At 38.9% G+C, this 17,133-nt stretch carries 12 protein-coding genes and 5 tRNA genes; all 17 read right to left on the bottom strand.

Features of this window, described 5'->3' with window-relative positions:
- Window positions 1–12: 12 nt before the first annotated feature.
- Window positions 13–1,302: an SGNH/GDSL hydrolase family protein gene (locus ACFSR6_RS06010; RefSeq protein WP_379076323.1), complete on the bottom strand. Its 1,290-nt coding sequence runs from the start codon at window positions 1,300–1,302 to the stop codon at window positions 13–15.
- 11 nt (window positions 1,303–1,313) lie between these two features.
- Window positions 1,314–2,537: an OmpP1/FadL family transporter gene (locus ACFSR6_RS06015; RefSeq protein WP_379076326.1), complete on the bottom strand. Its 1,224-nt coding sequence runs from the start codon at window positions 2,535–2,537 to the stop codon at window positions 1,314–1,316.
- Between the two features lie 77 nt (window positions 2,538–2,614).
- A complete protein-coding gene (locus ACFSR6_RS06020; protein WP_183762877.1) occupies window positions 2,615–2,926 on the bottom strand; it encodes a DUF3467 domain-containing protein in 312 nt (103 codons plus the stop codon).
- Window positions 2,927–3,043: 117 nt separating this feature from the next.
- Window positions 3,044–7,330, bottom strand: coding sequence for a DNA-directed RNA polymerase subunit beta' (rpoC, locus tag ACFSR6_RS06025; protein WP_379076331.1), 4,287 nt, complete (start codon window positions 7,328–7,330; stop codon window positions 3,044–3,046).
- A gap of 89 nt (window positions 7,331–7,419) precedes the next feature.
- Window positions 7,420–11,223, bottom strand: coding sequence for a DNA-directed RNA polymerase subunit beta (gene rpoB, locus ACFSR6_RS06030; protein ID WP_379076334.1), 3,804 nt, complete (start codon window positions 11,221–11,223; stop codon window positions 7,420–7,422).
- Window positions 11,224–11,379: 156 nt separating this feature from the next.
- A complete protein-coding gene (gene rplL, locus ACFSR6_RS06035) occupies window positions 11,380–11,757 on the bottom strand; it encodes a 50S ribosomal protein L7/L12 (RefSeq protein WP_010601097.1) in 378 nt (125 codons plus the stop codon).
- Between the two features lie 65 nt (window positions 11,758–11,822).
- A complete protein-coding gene (gene rplJ / locus ACFSR6_RS06040) occupies window positions 11,823–12,344 on the bottom strand; it encodes a 50S ribosomal protein L10 (protein ID WP_183762868.1) in 522 nt (173 codons plus the stop codon).
- A 2-nt stretch (window positions 12,345–12,346) separates the two neighbouring features.
- Window positions 12,347–13,045: a 50S ribosomal protein L1 gene (gene rplA / locus ACFSR6_RS06045; RefSeq protein ID WP_183762865.1), complete on the bottom strand. Its 699-nt coding sequence runs from the start codon at window positions 13,043–13,045 to the stop codon at window positions 12,347–12,349.
- A gap of 20 nt (window positions 13,046–13,065) precedes the next feature.
- A complete protein-coding gene (gene rplK, locus ACFSR6_RS06050; protein WP_090773375.1) occupies window positions 13,066–13,509 on the bottom strand; it encodes a 50S ribosomal protein L11 in 444 nt (147 codons plus the stop codon).
- Between the two features lie 316 nt (window positions 13,510–13,825).
- Window positions 13,826–14,365: a transcription termination/antitermination protein NusG gene (gene nusG / locus ACFSR6_RS06055; RefSeq protein ID WP_183762862.1), complete on the bottom strand. Its 540-nt coding sequence runs from the start codon at window positions 14,363–14,365 to the stop codon at window positions 13,826–13,828.
- 9 nt (window positions 14,366–14,374) lie between these two features.
- The gene (gene secE, locus ACFSR6_RS06060) at window positions 14,375–14,572 is read right to left on the bottom strand and encodes a preprotein translocase subunit SecE (RefSeq protein ID WP_029279332.1); all 198 of its coding nucleotides are present in this window, start codon (window positions 14,570–14,572) and stop codon (window positions 14,375–14,377) included.
- A gap of 109 nt (window positions 14,573–14,681) precedes the next feature.
- Window positions 14,682–14,752, bottom strand: a tRNA-Trp gene (locus ACFSR6_RS06065).
- 57 nt (window positions 14,753–14,809) lie between these two features.
- On the bottom strand, window positions 14,810–15,997 hold the full coding sequence (gene tuf, locus ACFSR6_RS06070; protein WP_010601091.1) for an elongation factor Tu: 1,188 nt from the start codon (window positions 15,995–15,997) through the stop codon (window positions 14,810–14,812).
- Between the two features lie 128 nt (window positions 15,998–16,125).
- Window positions 16,126–16,197 (bottom strand) — tRNA-Thr (locus ACFSR6_RS06075).
- Between the two features lie 63 nt (window positions 16,198–16,260).
- Window positions 16,261–16,336: transfer RNA gene (locus ACFSR6_RS06080), tRNA-Gly, on the bottom strand.
- Between the two features lie 79 nt (window positions 16,337–16,415).
- Window positions 16,416–16,498 (bottom strand) — tRNA-Tyr (locus ACFSR6_RS06085).
- Between the two features lie 39 nt (window positions 16,499–16,537).
- Window positions 16,538–16,610 (bottom strand) — tRNA-Thr (locus ACFSR6_RS06090).
- Window positions 16,611–17,133 lie beyond the last annotated feature (523 nt).

Raw genomic sequence — 17,133 nt, forward strand, 5'->3', positions numbered from 1 at the left:
GTAACTTCCTAATTAATTGGGAAATTTCACTCCTCTATATTGAGTAATATCAACCGTTGGAATAGTAGACCCGTATTTAGCATTAATCGCATCGATAAATACATTCGCTATTACTGCATTTCCACGTGGGGTTAAGTGAATCCCATCTAAAGAGAATGCGCCACCGCTAATAAATGCAGCATTAATACCTACCCCCTGAATATTCAAGCCCGTTTTAACCTGATTAAAATAAGCATAGGTATCTGCAATTGCCAAACCTTTGCTTGTGGCTAAAGATTTAATACTGCTGTTGTAGCTGTTTACATAGTCTTTCACTTTGATTACCTCATCTTTGTCCAATACCCACTTACTTTCTATTGGGTTTAGTGGATGTAAGCCATAAGGAATGGTGCCCTGACCAAACAAACCAGCAGACTGGAAAGGCAAACGGATGAGGTCCTCATCTGTAGCTACCCTTACTGCACCTGTTCCGGTTTGAATAAATACGGCCTGGGCAGCAGGGTTCGCTGCCTTAGCTGCTGCAAGTAATAAAGATGGCTTAACGGTATTAAAGTATGGAATGGCTGTTACATCAGGAATGGTAGCTACAATCCCTTTTTGTCCGCCAGCCGTTAAGGCATTTAATAAATTAGAGTATAAAGAAGCAAAGGTTACCTTATCGGTTAATACAGTGGTTGGATCACCGGTAACCGTAACTGCACCATTGGTTGCATAGCCTAAAACATCATTATTTCCTAACCAAAGTGAGAAAAACGTATGATTTCTACCTTGTATAAACTGAAAGTAATTGGTTTTACCCACTTGGGCATCAGCTAATAAACGCTCAAAATATGGATTGGCAGCACTAAAAGTAAGTGTTGGATCAAAAGATAAATCAACACGCATGCCTGGTATACCTAAATTTTGGATTTCGCCGTTGTATTTATCTAAATGCCTGGCTGCATCTCTATAGGCCAGTTTATCAGTTACCTGTGTCAAGGTTGGCGTGCCATTAACCAGTGCAGTTAAAGCAATATATCCTGAACCGTTTGAATGTTCATCTGTGAAAAACGGAGAAGTAAAAGTACCTCCGCCAACGCTGGCCATTTTAGCCGCAATTAAATTCGGATAGGCTACTTTTTGCCCTTCTAAATACAATCCACCATCAGCAAAGCCTGAGGTTAATGAATTACCCACAGCAATGTATTTGCTAAAATTAGCTTGCCCTGCGGTTGTACCTGCAGGTGTTTCAATTTCTGGTTTGCAGGCAGCCGTAAAAAGGATGGCAGCAGCTACGAAACTATTTAATATATATTTCTTCATTGTAATTTCTCCTACCATTTATAAGTTAACGAAATACCTGGTGCATACACCAAAGTTTTAAAAGTACCATCCAGGCCTGTTTCTATATTCTTTTGCTTGCGCGATCTTACATCTTCGAAAAAGAACGATGCATTAACTTCGAAATGACTTGTTGGTGTATAACCTAAACCCGCACTTAAAATATAACGGTCGGCGTCTGGTGCTTCAGGCGTTACATAACCATCCTGAACAGGAGAAAAAGCATAACCTACACCTGCCCTTAATGCTAACTTCTCTGAAGCCTGGTGGTTAATACCCAATTTAAATGAAGAACCATCATGATAATTACGCGCCGATTTGGTTTGCGAAGATCCATTAACAGGCTGAGCGTAATTGAATGTTAAATCCTGATAAACATGCCATTGTACCCAACTTGCATCAAATGCCAGGGCTGTACTTTTTGACAATGGGATTCCTACTCCCAAGCTTGTAGTGGCTGGCAAAGGCAATTCAGCGTTAAAAGTATTACCCGCAGGAAAAGATGATCTTAGTGAGCTTGGCACATCAAATTCGGCAGTACCGCCATCTAATTTGGTTACCACTTTCGATTTATGTACCAAAGCAAACGAGATATTGCTCAGGGTTTTTATATATAAACCGGCATTCCATCCGTAGCCCTTACCTGTACCATCCAATGTAACATGGCCTGAACGACCGTCAGGATAATTTACAGGAAGTGCGCGTTGAAGGTTTACATCGCCATGGTTATATACAAAACCAGCACCGATACCAATACGATCTGTTATTTTAATACTTAAAGTTGGCTGAAAATAAATGGCTTTCAGGTTTAATGAAGTGAGGGAATATTTACCAGACCAATCATTCCCCCAATCTACCAAACCACCAAAAGGTGTGTAAACACCTAAACCCAATTTCCATTTATTAGATTTTGGTCCCCAAACGGCATAAAACTCGAAAGGTGGTGCAATTTTATTTTTTACATTTTCTGTGATGTTCGATCCGCTTTGCTGAAAAGCTGATTTAAACAATAATGGGTTTACTCCTGCTGAAACTGAGTTTTTCTCTAAGAAAGTTACTGCACCAGGGTTGAAAAATACAGAAGCTTCATCTAAAGCCAATGCAGACCCTGCACCAGCCATACCAATTTGTTTCTGACCTTGTAAATTAACCTGGAAACCCTGCCCCAAAACCCAAAGTGGAGCAGAAAGTAATACGCTCAATAAAATTTTTTTCATTTATAAATGGTTATATAACAAATATATGTTATGCTAACATAGTAAACAAATATTTGTTTGTAAGAATTTTGATTGTCTTACGCTTGAGCGGTTGGTCCACCGAAGCCCATAGGAAAAGGTGGCTCTTCCTGCGTCTTGATGCGTCCATTTACATTTTCAAATTTTTGAATATTATCTTCTAAGGCTGATAATAAGCGCTTTGCATGTTCAGGAGTTAAAATAATTCTCGATTTTACCTTAGCCTTCGGAATGCCAGGCATTACACGGATAAAATCCAATACAAACTCTGTATTGGAGTGGGTAATGATTGCCAGATTAGAAAAAATCCCTTCAGCAATTTCTTCTGATAACTCTATATTTAACTGATTTTCGTTTTGTTGTTCTTCCATAATAGTTCAAAAATAAAAAATTCCGCTTTTTAATGACGGAATTTAAGACATAATGTTTGAAATAAAATAAAAAGCCCCGACAAATGCCGGGGCTTAAAGTTATTATTGGTTAAAAACCTAAGCTTCTACTTCTTCTTGTTTTGAAGCCAGTAATTTATCGTATTCTTCCTGAGAACCAACGATGATACGCTCGTAACCACGTACACCAGTACCTGAAGGGATTAAGTGACCAACGATCACGTTTTCTTTCAAGCCTAACATATTATCGCGTTTACCTGCAATCGCTGCCTCATTTAATACTTTCGTAGTTTCCTGGAACGAAGCCGCAGAAATGAACGATTTAGTACCTAATGATGCACGTGTAATACCTTGTAAGATAGAACTTGCAGTTGCTGGTCTTGCATCTCTAACCGTGATCTGTTTTAAATCTTTACGTTTCAATTGTGAATTTTCATCCCTTAATCTACGTAATGAAACAATCTGACCTGGTTTGAAATCGGTCGAGTCACCTGCGTCTTCAACAACTTTCTTGTCGTACATCGCATCGTTCTCTTCTGCAAAATCCCAACGGTCTACAGCATTATTCTCTAAGAAAATAGTATCACCCGGATCTTCAATGTGAACTTTCTGCATCATCTGGTGAACAATTACCTCAAAGTGCTTATCGTTAATTTTCACACCTTGCAAACGGTAAACCTCTTGAATACCATTTACCAGGTATTCCTGAACCGCTGCAGGACCTTTAATTGATAAGATATCTGCTGGTGAGATTGAACCATCTGATAAAGGCATACCTGCTTTTACAAAGTCGTTATCCTGTACAAGAATGTGTTTAGACAATGGAACCAGGTATTTTTTAACTTCACCATCTTTCGATTCGATTGTAATCTCACGGTTACCACGTTTAACACCACCTAAAGTTACCACACCATCAATCTCTGTTACTACAGCCGGGTTAGATGGATTACGTGCCTCGAATAACTCGGTTACACGAGGTAAACCACCTGTAATATCCCGGGTTTTACCAGTAGCACGAGGGATTTTAGCGATAATCTGACCAGTTTGGATAGTTTCACCTTCATCAACCGAAACGTGAGCACCTACCGGAATGTTATATCCTTTGATAAATTCACCTTTCTTATCAACAATCTGAACAGAAGGGTTTTTAGTTTTATCACGGGTATCGATAATCACTTTCTCACGGTGACCTGTTTGCTCATCAGATTCTTCACGGTAAGTTACACCTTCGATAATAGCATCGAATTGTGCTTTACCTGCAAATTCAGAGATGATAACAGCGTTATATGGATCCCATGAACAGATTTTATCACCTTTGGTAACTTTATCGCCTTCCTTAACAAATAAGAAAGCACCATAAGGAACGTTGTTGGTAACAATTACCCTACCGCTTCCTGGCTCAACGATTCTGAACTCACCTGAACGGCCTAATACAACCTGTACTTTTCCCTCTTCAGTTTCTGTATCTACAGTACGGATATTTTCGAACTCGATAACACCATCAAATTTAGCTACAATGTTAGATTCTGCTGCAATGTTTGATGCAGTACCACCCACGTGGAAAGTACGAAGTGTTAACTGTGTACCTGGCTCACCGATTGATTGTGCTGCAATTACACCAACTGCCTCACCTCTTTGAACACGTTTACCAGATGCCAGGTTACGGCCATAACACAATGCACAAACACCACGTTTAGACTCGCAGGTTAATACCGAACGGATCTCGATACCTTCAAGAGGTGATTCTTCAATGATTTTAGCTAAATCTTCATCGATATCCTGACCGGCAGAAACTAAAAGCTCGCCATTTAACGGATTGTAAACATCGTGTAACGAAGTACGACCTAAAATACGCTCATATAATGGTTCAACAATATCCTCATTATCTTTCAATGCGGTAGTGTACATACCTCTTAAAGTACCACAATCCTCATCGTTAACAATCATATCTTGCGCAACATCATGTAAACGACGGGTTAAGTAACCCGCATCCGCCGTTTTTAACGCCGTATCCGCCAAACCTTTACGGGCACCGTGGGTAGAGATAAAGTACTCTAATACCGATAATCCTTCTTTAAAGTTTGATAAGATCGGGTTTTCAATGATATCACCACCTGAACCAGATTTCTGAGGTTTCGCCATCAAACCACGCATACCGCAAAGCTGACGAATCTGCTCTTTAGATCCACGTGCTCCAGAATCAAGCATCATATACACGGAGTTGAAACCCTGGTTATCGCTCGATAACTGGTTCATTACGAATGTAGTTAACCTGTTATTGATACGGGTCCAGATATCGATAATCTGATTATAACGTTCGTTATTGGTAATGAAACCCATGTTATAGTTGTTTCTTACCTCTTCAACTTCGTTAGCAGCCTGCTCTAATAAAGTATGTTTTTCTACCGGAATATTTACGTCCTGTAAGTTGAACGATAAACCTCCCTGGAAAGCCATTTTGAAACCGAGTTCCTTGATATCATCCAGGAACTGAGAAGCACGGGCCATACCTGTCATTTTAACTACTTCACCGATAATATCCCTTAACGATTTCTTAGTTAATAATTCGTTGATATAACCAACTTCTTCCGGAACCAATTGGTTGAATAATACCCTTCCAACTGTAGTTTCAGTTAATTTATTGGCAATTGTGCCATCAGCTTGTTTTACATTTACCCTTACTTTGATAAATGCATGCAAGTCTAATTCTTTCTCGTTGTAAGCAATAATTACTTCTTCAGGAGAATAGAAAGCAGAATCCTGTCCTTTAACTACCCTTGTTTCATCTGTTCTGCGGCCTTTAGTAATGTAATAAAGACCCAAAACCATATCCTGAGATGGTACTGTAATAGGTGTACCGTTCGCAGGGTTTAAGATGTTGTGTGCAGCCAGCATTAATACCTGGGCTTCCAAAATTGCTGCGTTACCCAAAGGTAAGTGAACAGCCATCTGGTCACCGTCAAAATCGGCGTTGAATGCGGTACAAACTAATGGGTGTAACTGGATCGCTTTTCCTTCAATTAGTTTTGGCTGGAAAGCCTGAATACCCAATCTGTGAAGCGTAGGTGCACGGTTTAATAATACCGGGTGACCTTTTAATACGTTCTCCAGGATATCCCAAACTAAAGGATCTTTTCTATCTACAATTTTCTTAGCGGATTTAACTGTTTTTACCACACCACGCTCAATCATCTTACGGATGATGAATGGTTTGTAAAGCTCAGCAGCCATATCTTTAGGAATACCGCACTCGTGTAACTTAAGGCTTGGGCCTACAACAATTACCGAACGTGCCGAGTAATCCACACGTTTACCCAATAAGTTCTGACGGAAACGACCTTGTTTACCTTTCAAAATATCTGAAAGTGATTTTAAGGCACGGTTACCTTCAGTTTTTACCGCATTAACTTTACGTGAGTTATCGAATAACGAATCTACAGCTTCCTGTAACATACGTTTCTCGTTACGTAAAATTACCTCTGGTGCTTTAATCTCGATCAAACGTTTTAAACGGTTGTTACGGATAATTACGCGACGGTAAAGATCATTTAAATCTGAAGTAGCGAAACGGCCACCTTCTAATGGCACCAACGGACGCAATTCTGGTGGAATAACCGGAACAATTTTAACGATCATCCACTCAGGGCGATTCTCGATACGTGTATTTGCACTACGGAAAGCTTCAACAACCTGAAGACGTTTTAAAGCCTCATTTTTACGTTGCTGAGAAGTTTCGTTAGCAGCCTGGTGACGTAAGTCGTAAGATAAAGTATCTAAATCAATACGTTTTAATAAATCTTCTAATGCTTCAGCACCCATTTTGGCGATGAATTTATTAGGGTCTTTATCGTCTAAGTATTGGTTTTCTTTAGGTAATTTATCTAAGATATCTAAATATTCTTCCTCAGTTAAGAAGTCCATATAGTTGATACCTTCCTCGGCCATTAAACCCGACTGGATAACTACGTAACGCTCGTAATAAATAATTAAATCTAGTTTTTTAGTAGGTAAACCTAATAAATAACCGATTTTGTTTGGTAAAGACCGGAAATACCAGATATGTGCAACAGGAACCACCAAAGCGATGTGTCCCATACGCTCACGACGTACTTTCTTTTCTGTTACTTCAACACCACAACGATCACAAACTATACCTTTATAACGGATACGTTTGTATTTACCGCAATGACATTCGTAATCTTTTACCGGACCAAAAATACGCTCACAGAACAAACCATCACGTTCAGGTTTGTAAGTACGGTAGTTAATGGTTTCTGGTTTCAACACCTCACCGCTTGAACGCTCCAGAATAGTTTCCGGAGACGATAAGCTAATCGTGATTGATGTGAAATTGCTTTTTAATTTATTATCCTTTTTGTAAGACATACTTATGTAAGGTTAAAGGTTTAGGGTTTAGGGTTTAAGGCATAGGGTTCGAAAACCTTCCGCCTTATACCTTATGCCTTACGCCTTAATTAATCTAATGTAATATCTAAACCTAAACCGCGTAACTCATGTACCAATACGTTAAACGATTCTGGTACACCAGGTGTTGGTAGGTTTTCACCTTTAACAATGGCTTCGTAAGTTTTGGCCCTTCCGATTACATCATCCGATTTAACGGTTAAGATCTCCTGAAGAATATTAGCAGCACCAAATGCTTCCAATGCCCAAACCTCCATCTCACCAAAACGCTGACCACCGAACTGAGCTTTACCACCCAATGGTTGCTGTGTAATTAATGAGTATGGTCCGATTGAACGGGCGTGCATCTTATCATCAACCATGTGACCTAGTTTCAACATATAGATAATACCTACAGTTGTGGTCTGATCGAAACGCTCACCTGTTAAACCATTGTATAAGTAGGTTTTTCCTGAAGCCGGAACACCAGCTTTAGCAATCCATTCTTCAACCTCATCGTGCGAAGCACCATCAAAAATCGGGGTAGCAAATTTAATGCCCAATTCTTTACCGGCCCACGCCAATACGGTTTCGTAGATCTGACCAAGGTTCATACGTGAAGGTACACCCAGTGGGTTCAACACGATATCAACAGGGCTACCATCAGCTAAGAAAGGCATATCTTCATCACGTACAATACGTGCAACGATACCTTTGTTACCGTGGCGACCAGCCATTTTATCACCTACTTTTAACTTACGTTTTTTAGCAACATAAACTTTTGCCATCTGTACAATTCCCGATGGAAGCTCGTCACCTACACTAATCGCAAATTTATCGCGTTTGTAAGCACCAAGTTCTTCGTTAACGCGGATACCGTAGTTGTGAAGCAACATTTTAATCAGCTCGTTTTTATCATCATCAGTAGTCCATTTGTTAGGGCTAATGTGGTTATAATCAAGCTCTGCTAAAATTTTCTGAGTAAATTTAGCGCCTTTAGCTACCAATAATTCTTTGTAAATGTTATATACACCCTGCGATGTTTTTCCGTTTACAATGGCGAATAATTTGTCAACCAATTCGTTCTTTAACTTCTCAGTTGCAGTATTATAGCTCTTATCTAACTTCTCAATTGCCGATTTTTCTTCAGCTTTAGTCGTTTTCTTAGCGCGGCTGAATAATTTAGTATCAATTACAACACCCTGGATTGAAGGAGGAGTTTTTAAAGATGCATCTTTAACATCACCTGCTTTATCACCAAAGATTGCACGTAGTAATTTCTCTTCCGGTGAAGGATCAGATTCTCCTTTAGGAGTAATCTTACCGATTAAAATATCACCTTCTTTTACTTCAGCACCGATACGGATAATACCGTTTTCATCAAGGTCTTTAGTAGCCTCTTCAGAAACGTTAGGGATATCTGGTGTTAATTCCTCTTCTCCACGTTTTGTATCACGTACTTCTAATTCAAACTCTTCAATATGCAATGAAGTGAAAACGTCATCACGAACAATACGTTCGTTAATTACAATCGCATCCTCAAAGTTAAAACCTTGCCAAGGCATGAATGCCACTTTCAAGTTTCTACCTAAGGCCAATTCACCGTTTTCTGTTGCATAACCTTCGCAAAGTACCTGACCTTTGCTCACACGCTGGCCTTTCTTAACGATTGGCTTTAAGTTGATACAGGTATTCTGGTTGGTTTTTTTGAATTTAATTAAACGGTATGTTTTGCTATCACCTTCAAATGAAACTAAACGATCATCTTCGTTACGCTCGTATTTAATGGTAATTTCGTTTGCATCTACATATTCAACAACACCATCACCTTCTGCATTGATCAGTGTTCTTGAGTCGCGGGCAACGCGACCTTCTAAACCTGTACCAACAATTGGTGCTTCAGGACGTAACAATGGTACGGCCTGACGTTGCATGTTAGATCCCATCAACGCCCTGTTCGCATCATCATGTTCCAAGAAAGGAATTAACGAAGCAGCAATTGAAGTAATCTGGTTAGGAGCAACGTCCATCAAGTCTAATTTCTCAGGCTCAATAATCGGGAAGTCACCCTCGTAACGTGCTTTAACACGTGGCGTAGAGAACACCCCTTTGTCATCGTACTCAGCATTAGCCTGGGCAATGGTTTTACCATCCTCATCTTCTGCCGATAAATAGATAACGTCTGAATCTACTACTACTTTACCATCTTCAACGCGTTTGTATGGTGTTTCAATGAAACCTAAATTGTTGATTTTTGCATGCACACAAAGTGATGAAATCAAACCGATATTTGGTCCCTCTGGAGTTTCAATTGTACATAAACGACCGTAGTGCGTGTAGTGAACGTCACGTACCTCGAAACCAGCACGCTCGCGGGATAAACCACCCGGACCTAAAGCTGATAAACGGCGTTTGTGTGTAATCTCTGCTAATGGATTGGTTTGATCCATGAACTGAGATAACTGGTTTGTACCAAAGAAAGAGTTGATTACTGATGATAACGTACGTGCGTTGATCAGATCAGTTGGGGTAAACACCTCATTATCGCGGATGTTCATGCGTTCGCGGATGGTTCTGGCCATACGGGCTAAACCTACACCGAACTGTGCATACAACTGCTCACCTACTGTACGTACACGACGGTTAGATAAGTGATCGATATCATCTACCTCTTCTTTTGAGTTGATCAATTTGATCAGGTATTTCACAATTGCAATAATATCTGCTTTTGTTAATACTTTAACCTCATCAGGGGTATTCATCTTTAATTTACGGTTGATGCGGTAACGACCAACATCACCTAAATCATAACGTTTATCCGAGAAGAACAAACGGTCGATGATACCACGTGCAGTTTCCTCATCAGGTGGTTCTGCATTACGCAAAGCACGGTAGATGTTTTCAACTGCTTCTTTTTCTGAGTTTGATGTATCTTTTTGTAATGTATTATATATAATGGTATAATCAGCCTGACTTGCGCCATCTTCTTTTGATAGAATGATGCTTTTTACGCCAGCCTCAATAACCATATCAATGTGTTCGTCTTCTAAAACGGTTTCTCTTTCAAGAATCACTTCATTACGGTCGATAGAAACTACCTCACCAGTATCTTCATCAACAAAATCTTCCACCCATTTTTTCAATACCCTTGCAGCCAGTTTACGACCGATGTATTTCTTTAAACCCGATTTGCTAACTTTTACTTCGTCGGCCAGATCAAAAAGTTCTAAGATATCTTTATCAGAATCGTAACCGATAGCACGTAATAAAGTGGTAACCGGGAATTTTTTCTTACGATCGATATAAGCATACATTACGTTGTTAACGTCTGTAGCAAACTCGATCCATGAACCTTTGAAAGGAATAACACGCGCTGAATACAATTTGGTTCCGTTAGTGTGACGGCTCTGGCCGAAGAACACACCTGGAGAACGGTGTAGCTGAGAAACGATAACGCGCTCTGCACCGTTGATAACAAATGTACCTTTTGGTGTCATATACGGGATAGTACCTAAATACACATCCTGGATAATGGTTTCAAAATCTTCATGTTCTACATCATTACAAGAAAGCTTAAGCTTTGCTTTTAATGGAACATTGTAGGTTAATCCACGTTCAATACACTCGTGTATATCGTAACGTGGCGGATCAACAAAATAATCAAGGAACTCTAATACGAAGATGTTTCTTGAATCTGTTATTGGAAAGTTTTCAGCAAACACTTTGAACAAACCTTCGCTTGAGCGATCGTCTGATGTGGTATCTATCTGGAAAAATTCTCTGAATGATTGCAATTGCACATCCAGAAAATCCGGATAGTCTATAATGTGCTTACTTGTTGCAAAATTTACTCTTTGTTCGACTGTCTTTGCCAATGGACTAAAAGATTTTAGTTTAAGAATAAACTATTTGTTTGGTTTCGTTCTAACCATGCTCATTAACCAAACAAAATGAGATGTTTATAAACAGGTAAAGACACCGACATTTTCAGTCGGTGTCTACTACATTTTTAGCTTAGCTAAGTTAAGTGATTACTTAATCTCAACTACTGCTCCAGCTTCTTCTAATTGTTTTTTAAGAGCTTCTGCTTCGTCTTTAGCAACACCAGCTTTTAATTCTTTTGGTGCACCGTCAACTAAGTCTTTAGCTTCTTTCAAACCTAAACCAGTTAAGTCTTTAACAAGTTTTACAACTGCTAATTTCTGACCACCAGCTTCTTTTAAGATTACATCAAAAGATGTTTTTTCTGCAGCAGCAGCAGGTGCATCACCACCAGCAGCAGGACCAGCAACTACAGCAGCAGCTGCAGGCTCAATACCATACTCATCTTTTAAGATTTGAGCTAATTCATTAACTTCTTTAACTGTTAAGTTTACTAATTGCTCAGCAAACGCTTTTAAATCTGCCATTTTATTAAGATTTTAAAAATTTACGTAAAAATAATTTTGTTTAATTTGCGAACTTAAGGTGTCCGTTAACCTTCTCTTTCCTGAAGAGTTTTAACAATTCCTGCAATTTTGCTACCGCCTGATTGAAGCGCAGATAGAACATTTTTAGCTGGTGATTGTAATAATCCGATGATATCGCCAATAAGCTCTTCTCTTGATTTTAAGCTTACTAAACTATTCAACTGATCATCGCCAACATAAATTGATGAATCTATGAATGCTGCTTTAAGCACAGGTTTATCTCCGGTTTTTCTCAAAGTTTTGATCAACTTAGCCGGAGCATTAGCTGTTTTTGAGAATAATAATGATGATGAACCTTTTAAGCTTGCATATATCTCAGAAGCATCGCCTTCTAAACCTTCAATCGCTTTGCGGATTAAAGTGTTTTTTGCAACCTTCATTACGATATCGCTCTCAAAACATTTGCGACGGATGTTATTGATCTGCTCAACAGAAAGGCTTGAAGTATCAGCAATGTAAAAATTGCCATACTCTTGCATTTGTCCTTGTAGTTCTAAAACTACTTCGTTTTTTTCTTCTCTGTTCATGATTAGATCCCCGCTACTGATTTGGTTTCAATTGCAATCCCAGGACTCATTGTAGAAGACACGTGAATGCTCTTAAAATAAGTTCCTTTTGCAGCAGATGGTTTTAGTTTTGAAATCACCTGAATAATTTCAAGTGCGTTCTCATAAATTTTATCTGCCGGGAATGATACTTTTCCTATCGAGGCGTGTATGATACCCGTTTTGTCTACTTTAAAATCGATCTTACCTGCTTTAACCTCTGCTACAGCTTTACCAACTTCGTTGGTTACTGTACCAGATTTTGGGTTAGGCATTAAGTTCCTTGGACCTAAAACACGGCCCAATTTACCTACCTTAGCCATACAAGCTGGTGTAGTGATAATAATGTCTACATCGGTCCAACCACCTTCAATTTTAGCTACATACTCGTCTAAACCTACGAAGTCTGCGCCAGCTGCTTTTGCTTCTTCTTCCTTATCAGGAGTTACCAAAGCTAAAACTCGTACAGTTTTACCTGTTCCGTGTGGTAAAGTAGCAATACCACGTACCATTTGATTGGCTTTACGCGGATCTACTCCTAAAGATACATCAATATCAACTGAAGCATCGAATTTAGTAGTAGTGATTTCTTTTACCAAAGCAGCAGCATCCTTCAAAGTATAAGCTTTGCCAGCTTCTATTTTAGCATGCGCCTTTTTTTGATTTTTAGTTAATTTCGCCACTGTTGTAAACTGTTTTTTAATTAATTTTTCCAGGGTGCATCACCAGAAACGGTGATTCCCATACTACGTGCTGTACCAGCAACCATACTCATTGCCGACTCGATTGTAAATGCGTTTAAATCCGGCATTTTATCTTCAGCAATAACTTTGATTTGGTCCCAAGTCACTGAACCTACTTTTTTACGGTTAGGCTCAGCAGAACCACTCTGTAATTTAGTCGCGTCTTTCAACTGAATAGCTACAGGAGGGGTTTTGATGATGAAATCAAATGACTTATCAGCATAAACAGTAATTACAACCGGCAATACTTTACCTGCTTTATCTTGGGTACGAGCATTGTATTGTTTGCAAAACTCCATAATGTTCACCCCTTTAGCACCTAAGGCAGGTCCTACCGGTGGCGATGGATTTGCAGCTCCGCCTTTGATCTGTAATTTGATCATCGCACTGATTTCTTTTGCCATTTTGTGTTTTTTATTTATTTAAAACTCAATGTTAAATAGTGGAAGCATGTAACATTTTATTTCCTTAGGGCTCCTATAAAGCTTAAAGGACTGCAAAGATATGGATTAACTTACAGTAAAACAATAGTATTGACAAAAATTAATTATTATTATTTTTTATCGATCTGGTAAACTGCAATTATTGATGAAAGATAAGTTAAGGGCTTCTTTATATTAACGGGTATAGAGGGAGATATATTGTTTGAATAACATGGTCAAGACGAAAAAAAGCCCCAAAATAAATTCGGGGCTTGACATTATCTTAAAAAATAATTTCTTATTCCTTTTCTACTTGCATGTAGTTCAGCTCAAGCGGAGTTTTACGGCCAAAGATTTTAACCATTACTTTCAGTTTTTTCTTCTCTTCGTTTACCTCTTCGATAATACCCGAGAAACCGTTGAAAGGTCCGTCCATTACTTTGATGTTTTCGCCAACATAGTAAGGTACATTCATCGTTTCACCTTGCTCGCTCATTTCATCAACCACACCTAAAATACGGTTAACTTCTGCCTGGCGCATTGGGATCGGGTTACCTTCTTTATCTCCCAGGAAACCGATAACGCTATTAATCCCTTTGATAATATGCTCTAACTCTCCATCCAGTGTAGCTTCGATTAAAACATATCCCGGGTAAAAGTTACGCTCTTTGGCAATTTTTTTACCATCTTTCATTTGGTAATATTTTTCCATAGGGATTAACACCTGAGGAACCAAATGAGAGAAACCCAAACGGCTGATCTCAGCATCTATGTACTGCTTTACCTTCTTCTCTTTACCGCTAACAGCCCTTACAACGTACCACTTTAGATCGCTCATTCGTAAATATTAATTAGAAAGTGATTTATAAAAAGTATCTAACACAAATGTAGAACCTTTATCCATTGCAAAAATTACCAATGCAATAATTAAAGAAGCTACCAATACCAGAATAGCAGAGCTTTGCAGCTCGCCCCAGGTAGGCCAGGTAACCTTCTGGGTCATTTCATCGTACGATTCTTTTATAAACTCAACTACTTTAGCCATATTAAAATTATTGAATGACAGAATGAGTAAATGAGTGAATGATACTATCTGAAAGCAATCTTTCAAATTCAATCATTCACTCATTCAAATACTCAATCATTATATTAAGCACGGGAACAAGGATTCGAACCCTGATCAAAGGTTTTGGAGACCTCTATTCTACCGTTGAACTATTCCCGTGTATTTAAAAAAGAGCTAGCCTGAACCAGCTCTTTTTGTATTGTTGCAGCTTAAAAATTAAGCTAAGATTTCAGTTACCTGACCAGCACCTACTGTTCTACCACCTTCACGGATAGCGAAACGTAGACCTTTTTCCATTGCAATCGCGTTAATTAATTTAACAGTGATTGTAACGTTATCACCTGGCATAACCATTTCAGTTCCTTCAGCTAGTGAGATCTCACCAGTTACGTCTGTAGTACGGAAATAGAATTGAGGACGATATTTGTTGAAGAATGGAGTGTGACGACCACCTTCTGCTTTTGATAATACATAGATCTCAGCTTTGAAATCAGTGTGAGGAGTTACTGAACCTGGTTTACAGATTACCATACCACGACGGATATCAGTTTTCTCAATACCACGTAACAATAAACCTACGTTATCACCAGCTTCACCGTAATCTAAGATTTTACGGAACATCTCAACACCAGTTACTGTAGATTTCAAGTTCTCAGCACCCATACCTAAGATCTCAACTGGATCTCCAGAGTTGATTACACCACGCTCAATACGACCAGTAGCAACAGTACCACGACCAGTGATTGAGAATACGTCTTCAACAGGCATTAAGAATGGAAGATCAGTTAAACGTGGAGGAATTGGAATGTAGCTATCTACAGCATCCATTAATTCCATGATTTTACCAACCCATTTAGCATCACCGTTTAGTCCACCTAATGCTGAACCTTGGATTACTGGAATATCATCACCTGGGAATTCGTAGAAAGATAATAATTCACGAACTTCCATTTCAACTAGTTCTAATAATTCTGGATCATCAACCATATCCACTTTGTTCATGAATACAACCAATGAAGGTACACCAACCTGACGAGCTAACAAGATGTGCTCACGGGTTTGTGGCATTGGACCATCAGTAGCAGCAACAACGATAATTGCACCGTCCATTTGAGCAGCACCAGTAACCATGTTTTTCACGTAATCTGCGTGACCTGGACAGTCAACGTGTGCATAGTGACGGTTAGCTGTTGAATACTCAACGTGAGCTGTATTGATAGTGATACCTCTTTCTTTTTCCTCTGGAGCAGAGTCAATAGAATCGAATGAACGTGCCTCAGTTAAACCAGCATCAGCTAAAACTTTTGTAATAGCCGCTGTTAAAGTTGTTTTACCGTGATCCACGTGACCAATTGTACCGATGTTTAAGTGCGGTTTACTGCGGTCAAATTTTTCTTTTGCCATTTTATTTATAACTAATTAGTAGGTTAACTTTTTTATTATTTTTTATTTATTGTTTTGATGCAATGCAACACAAAAAACCTTGTCTACCCTGTATATTAAACAGATTTAACAAAGCTTTATTATTCTTGAGCCAAAGATGGGACTTGAACCCACGACCTCTTCCTTACCAAGGAAGTGCTCTACCGCTGAGCTACTTCGGCTTTTTAGTTTTCAGCTTTCAGCAAAACCACTAAACTGACAACCGTTAACTGCTCACTTTATTTTGGAGCGGAAGACGAGGTTCGAACTCGCGACCTATAGCTTGGAAGGCTATCGCTCTACCAACTGAGCTACTTCCGCTTTTAAAATTAGTGATTGATTGAATGAAGAATGAGAGATTTATTCCATCATTAAAACATTTGGTCATTCATTTAAAGTGTGGGGAGAGAAGGATTCGAACCTTCGAAGTCTTACGACAACAGAGTTACAGTCTGTCCCATTTGGCCGCTCTGGTATCTCCCCGTTTTTTACTTTAAAATGCTAACACTTTAACATAAAAAGAGCCTCCTATCGGAATCGAACCAATGACCTACTGATTACAAGTCAGTTGCTCTACCAGCTGAGCTAAGGAGGCTTTAAATTTTCTGCAATGATACGAAAAATCTTCATTTTTCATACTATTAACGTGTTTTTTTAAAACTTTTATCTTTTCACAGAACTAACCTTTTCTTCTAGGCTTAACACCGTTTCCGAAAGGGAATGCAAATATACACACTTATATTTCACTTCAAAATTATTTTGAAAAAAAATAATGAAGTTATTTTAGTCAACACGCAATATCCCCATGAAGGAGCTTAATAATCAATCGCTTAAAATCGAACATTTTTTTTCCTTTTTTTTCATCTATTACCCTGGTATACGTGATAACTATACGGAATCACAATAATCAATAGCAGATAATAAATGAATTAATTTCGTTAAAAGTTAAAATTTATGCGGCGAGGCCAGTTTTTTCCATGGAGATCTAATTAAAATATTCTCCCTGCAAGCCTCCCGACTACGTTTTACTCCGCTCGAGATGATGATACAAAAGGGATTTACGATCAAAACAAAAAAAGAGCGGTACATTACCTGTACCGCTCTGTTATCTTATAATG

The sequence above is a fragment of the Pedobacter vanadiisoli genome, assembly GCF_042684385.1.
GTDB lineage: Bacteria > Bacteroidota > Bacteroidia > Sphingobacteriales > Sphingobacteriaceae > Pedobacter > Pedobacter vanadiisoli.

What these genes read in the sequence shown, in the direction of transcription:
- tuf (WP_010601091.1), bottom strand. Translation starts at nt 15,997, where the DNA reads ATGGCAAAAGAAAAATTTGACCGCAGTAAACCGCACTTAAACATCGGT.
- rplK (WP_090773375.1), bottom strand. Translation starts at nt 13,509, where the DNA reads ATGGCAAAAGAAATCAGTGCGATGATCAAATTACAGATCAAAGGCGGA.
- rplJ (WP_183762868.1), bottom strand. Translation starts at nt 12,344, where the DNA reads ATGAACAGAGAAGAAAAAAACGAAGTAGTTTTAGAACTACAAGGACAA.
- secE (WP_029279332.1), bottom strand. Translation starts at nt 14,572, where the DNA reads ATGGCTAAAGTAGTTGAGTTTATAAAAGAATCGTACGATGAAATGACC.
- rpoC (WP_379076331.1), bottom strand. Translation starts at nt 7,330, where the DNA reads ATGTCTTACAAAAAGGATAATAAATTAAAAAGCAATTTCACATCAATC.
- ACFSR6_RS06010 (WP_379076323.1), bottom strand. Translation starts at nt 1,302, where the DNA reads ATGAAGAAATATATATTAAATAGTTTCGTAGCTGCTGCCATCCTTTTT.
- ACFSR6_RS06020 (WP_183762877.1), bottom strand. Translation starts at nt 2,926, where the DNA reads ATGGAAGAACAACAAAACGAAAATCAGTTAAATATAGAGTTATCAGAA.
- rplL (WP_010601097.1), bottom strand. Translation starts at nt 11,757, where the DNA reads ATGGCAGATTTAAAAGCGTTTGCTGAGCAATTAGTAAACTTAACAGTT.
- nusG (WP_183762862.1), bottom strand. Translation starts at nt 14,365, where the DNA reads ATGAGCGATCTAAAGTGGTACGTTGTAAGGGCTGTTAGCGGTAAAGAG.
- ACFSR6_RS06015 (WP_379076326.1), bottom strand. Translation starts at nt 2,537, where the DNA reads ATGAAAAAAATTTTATTGAGCGTATTACTTTCTGCTCCACTTTGGGTT.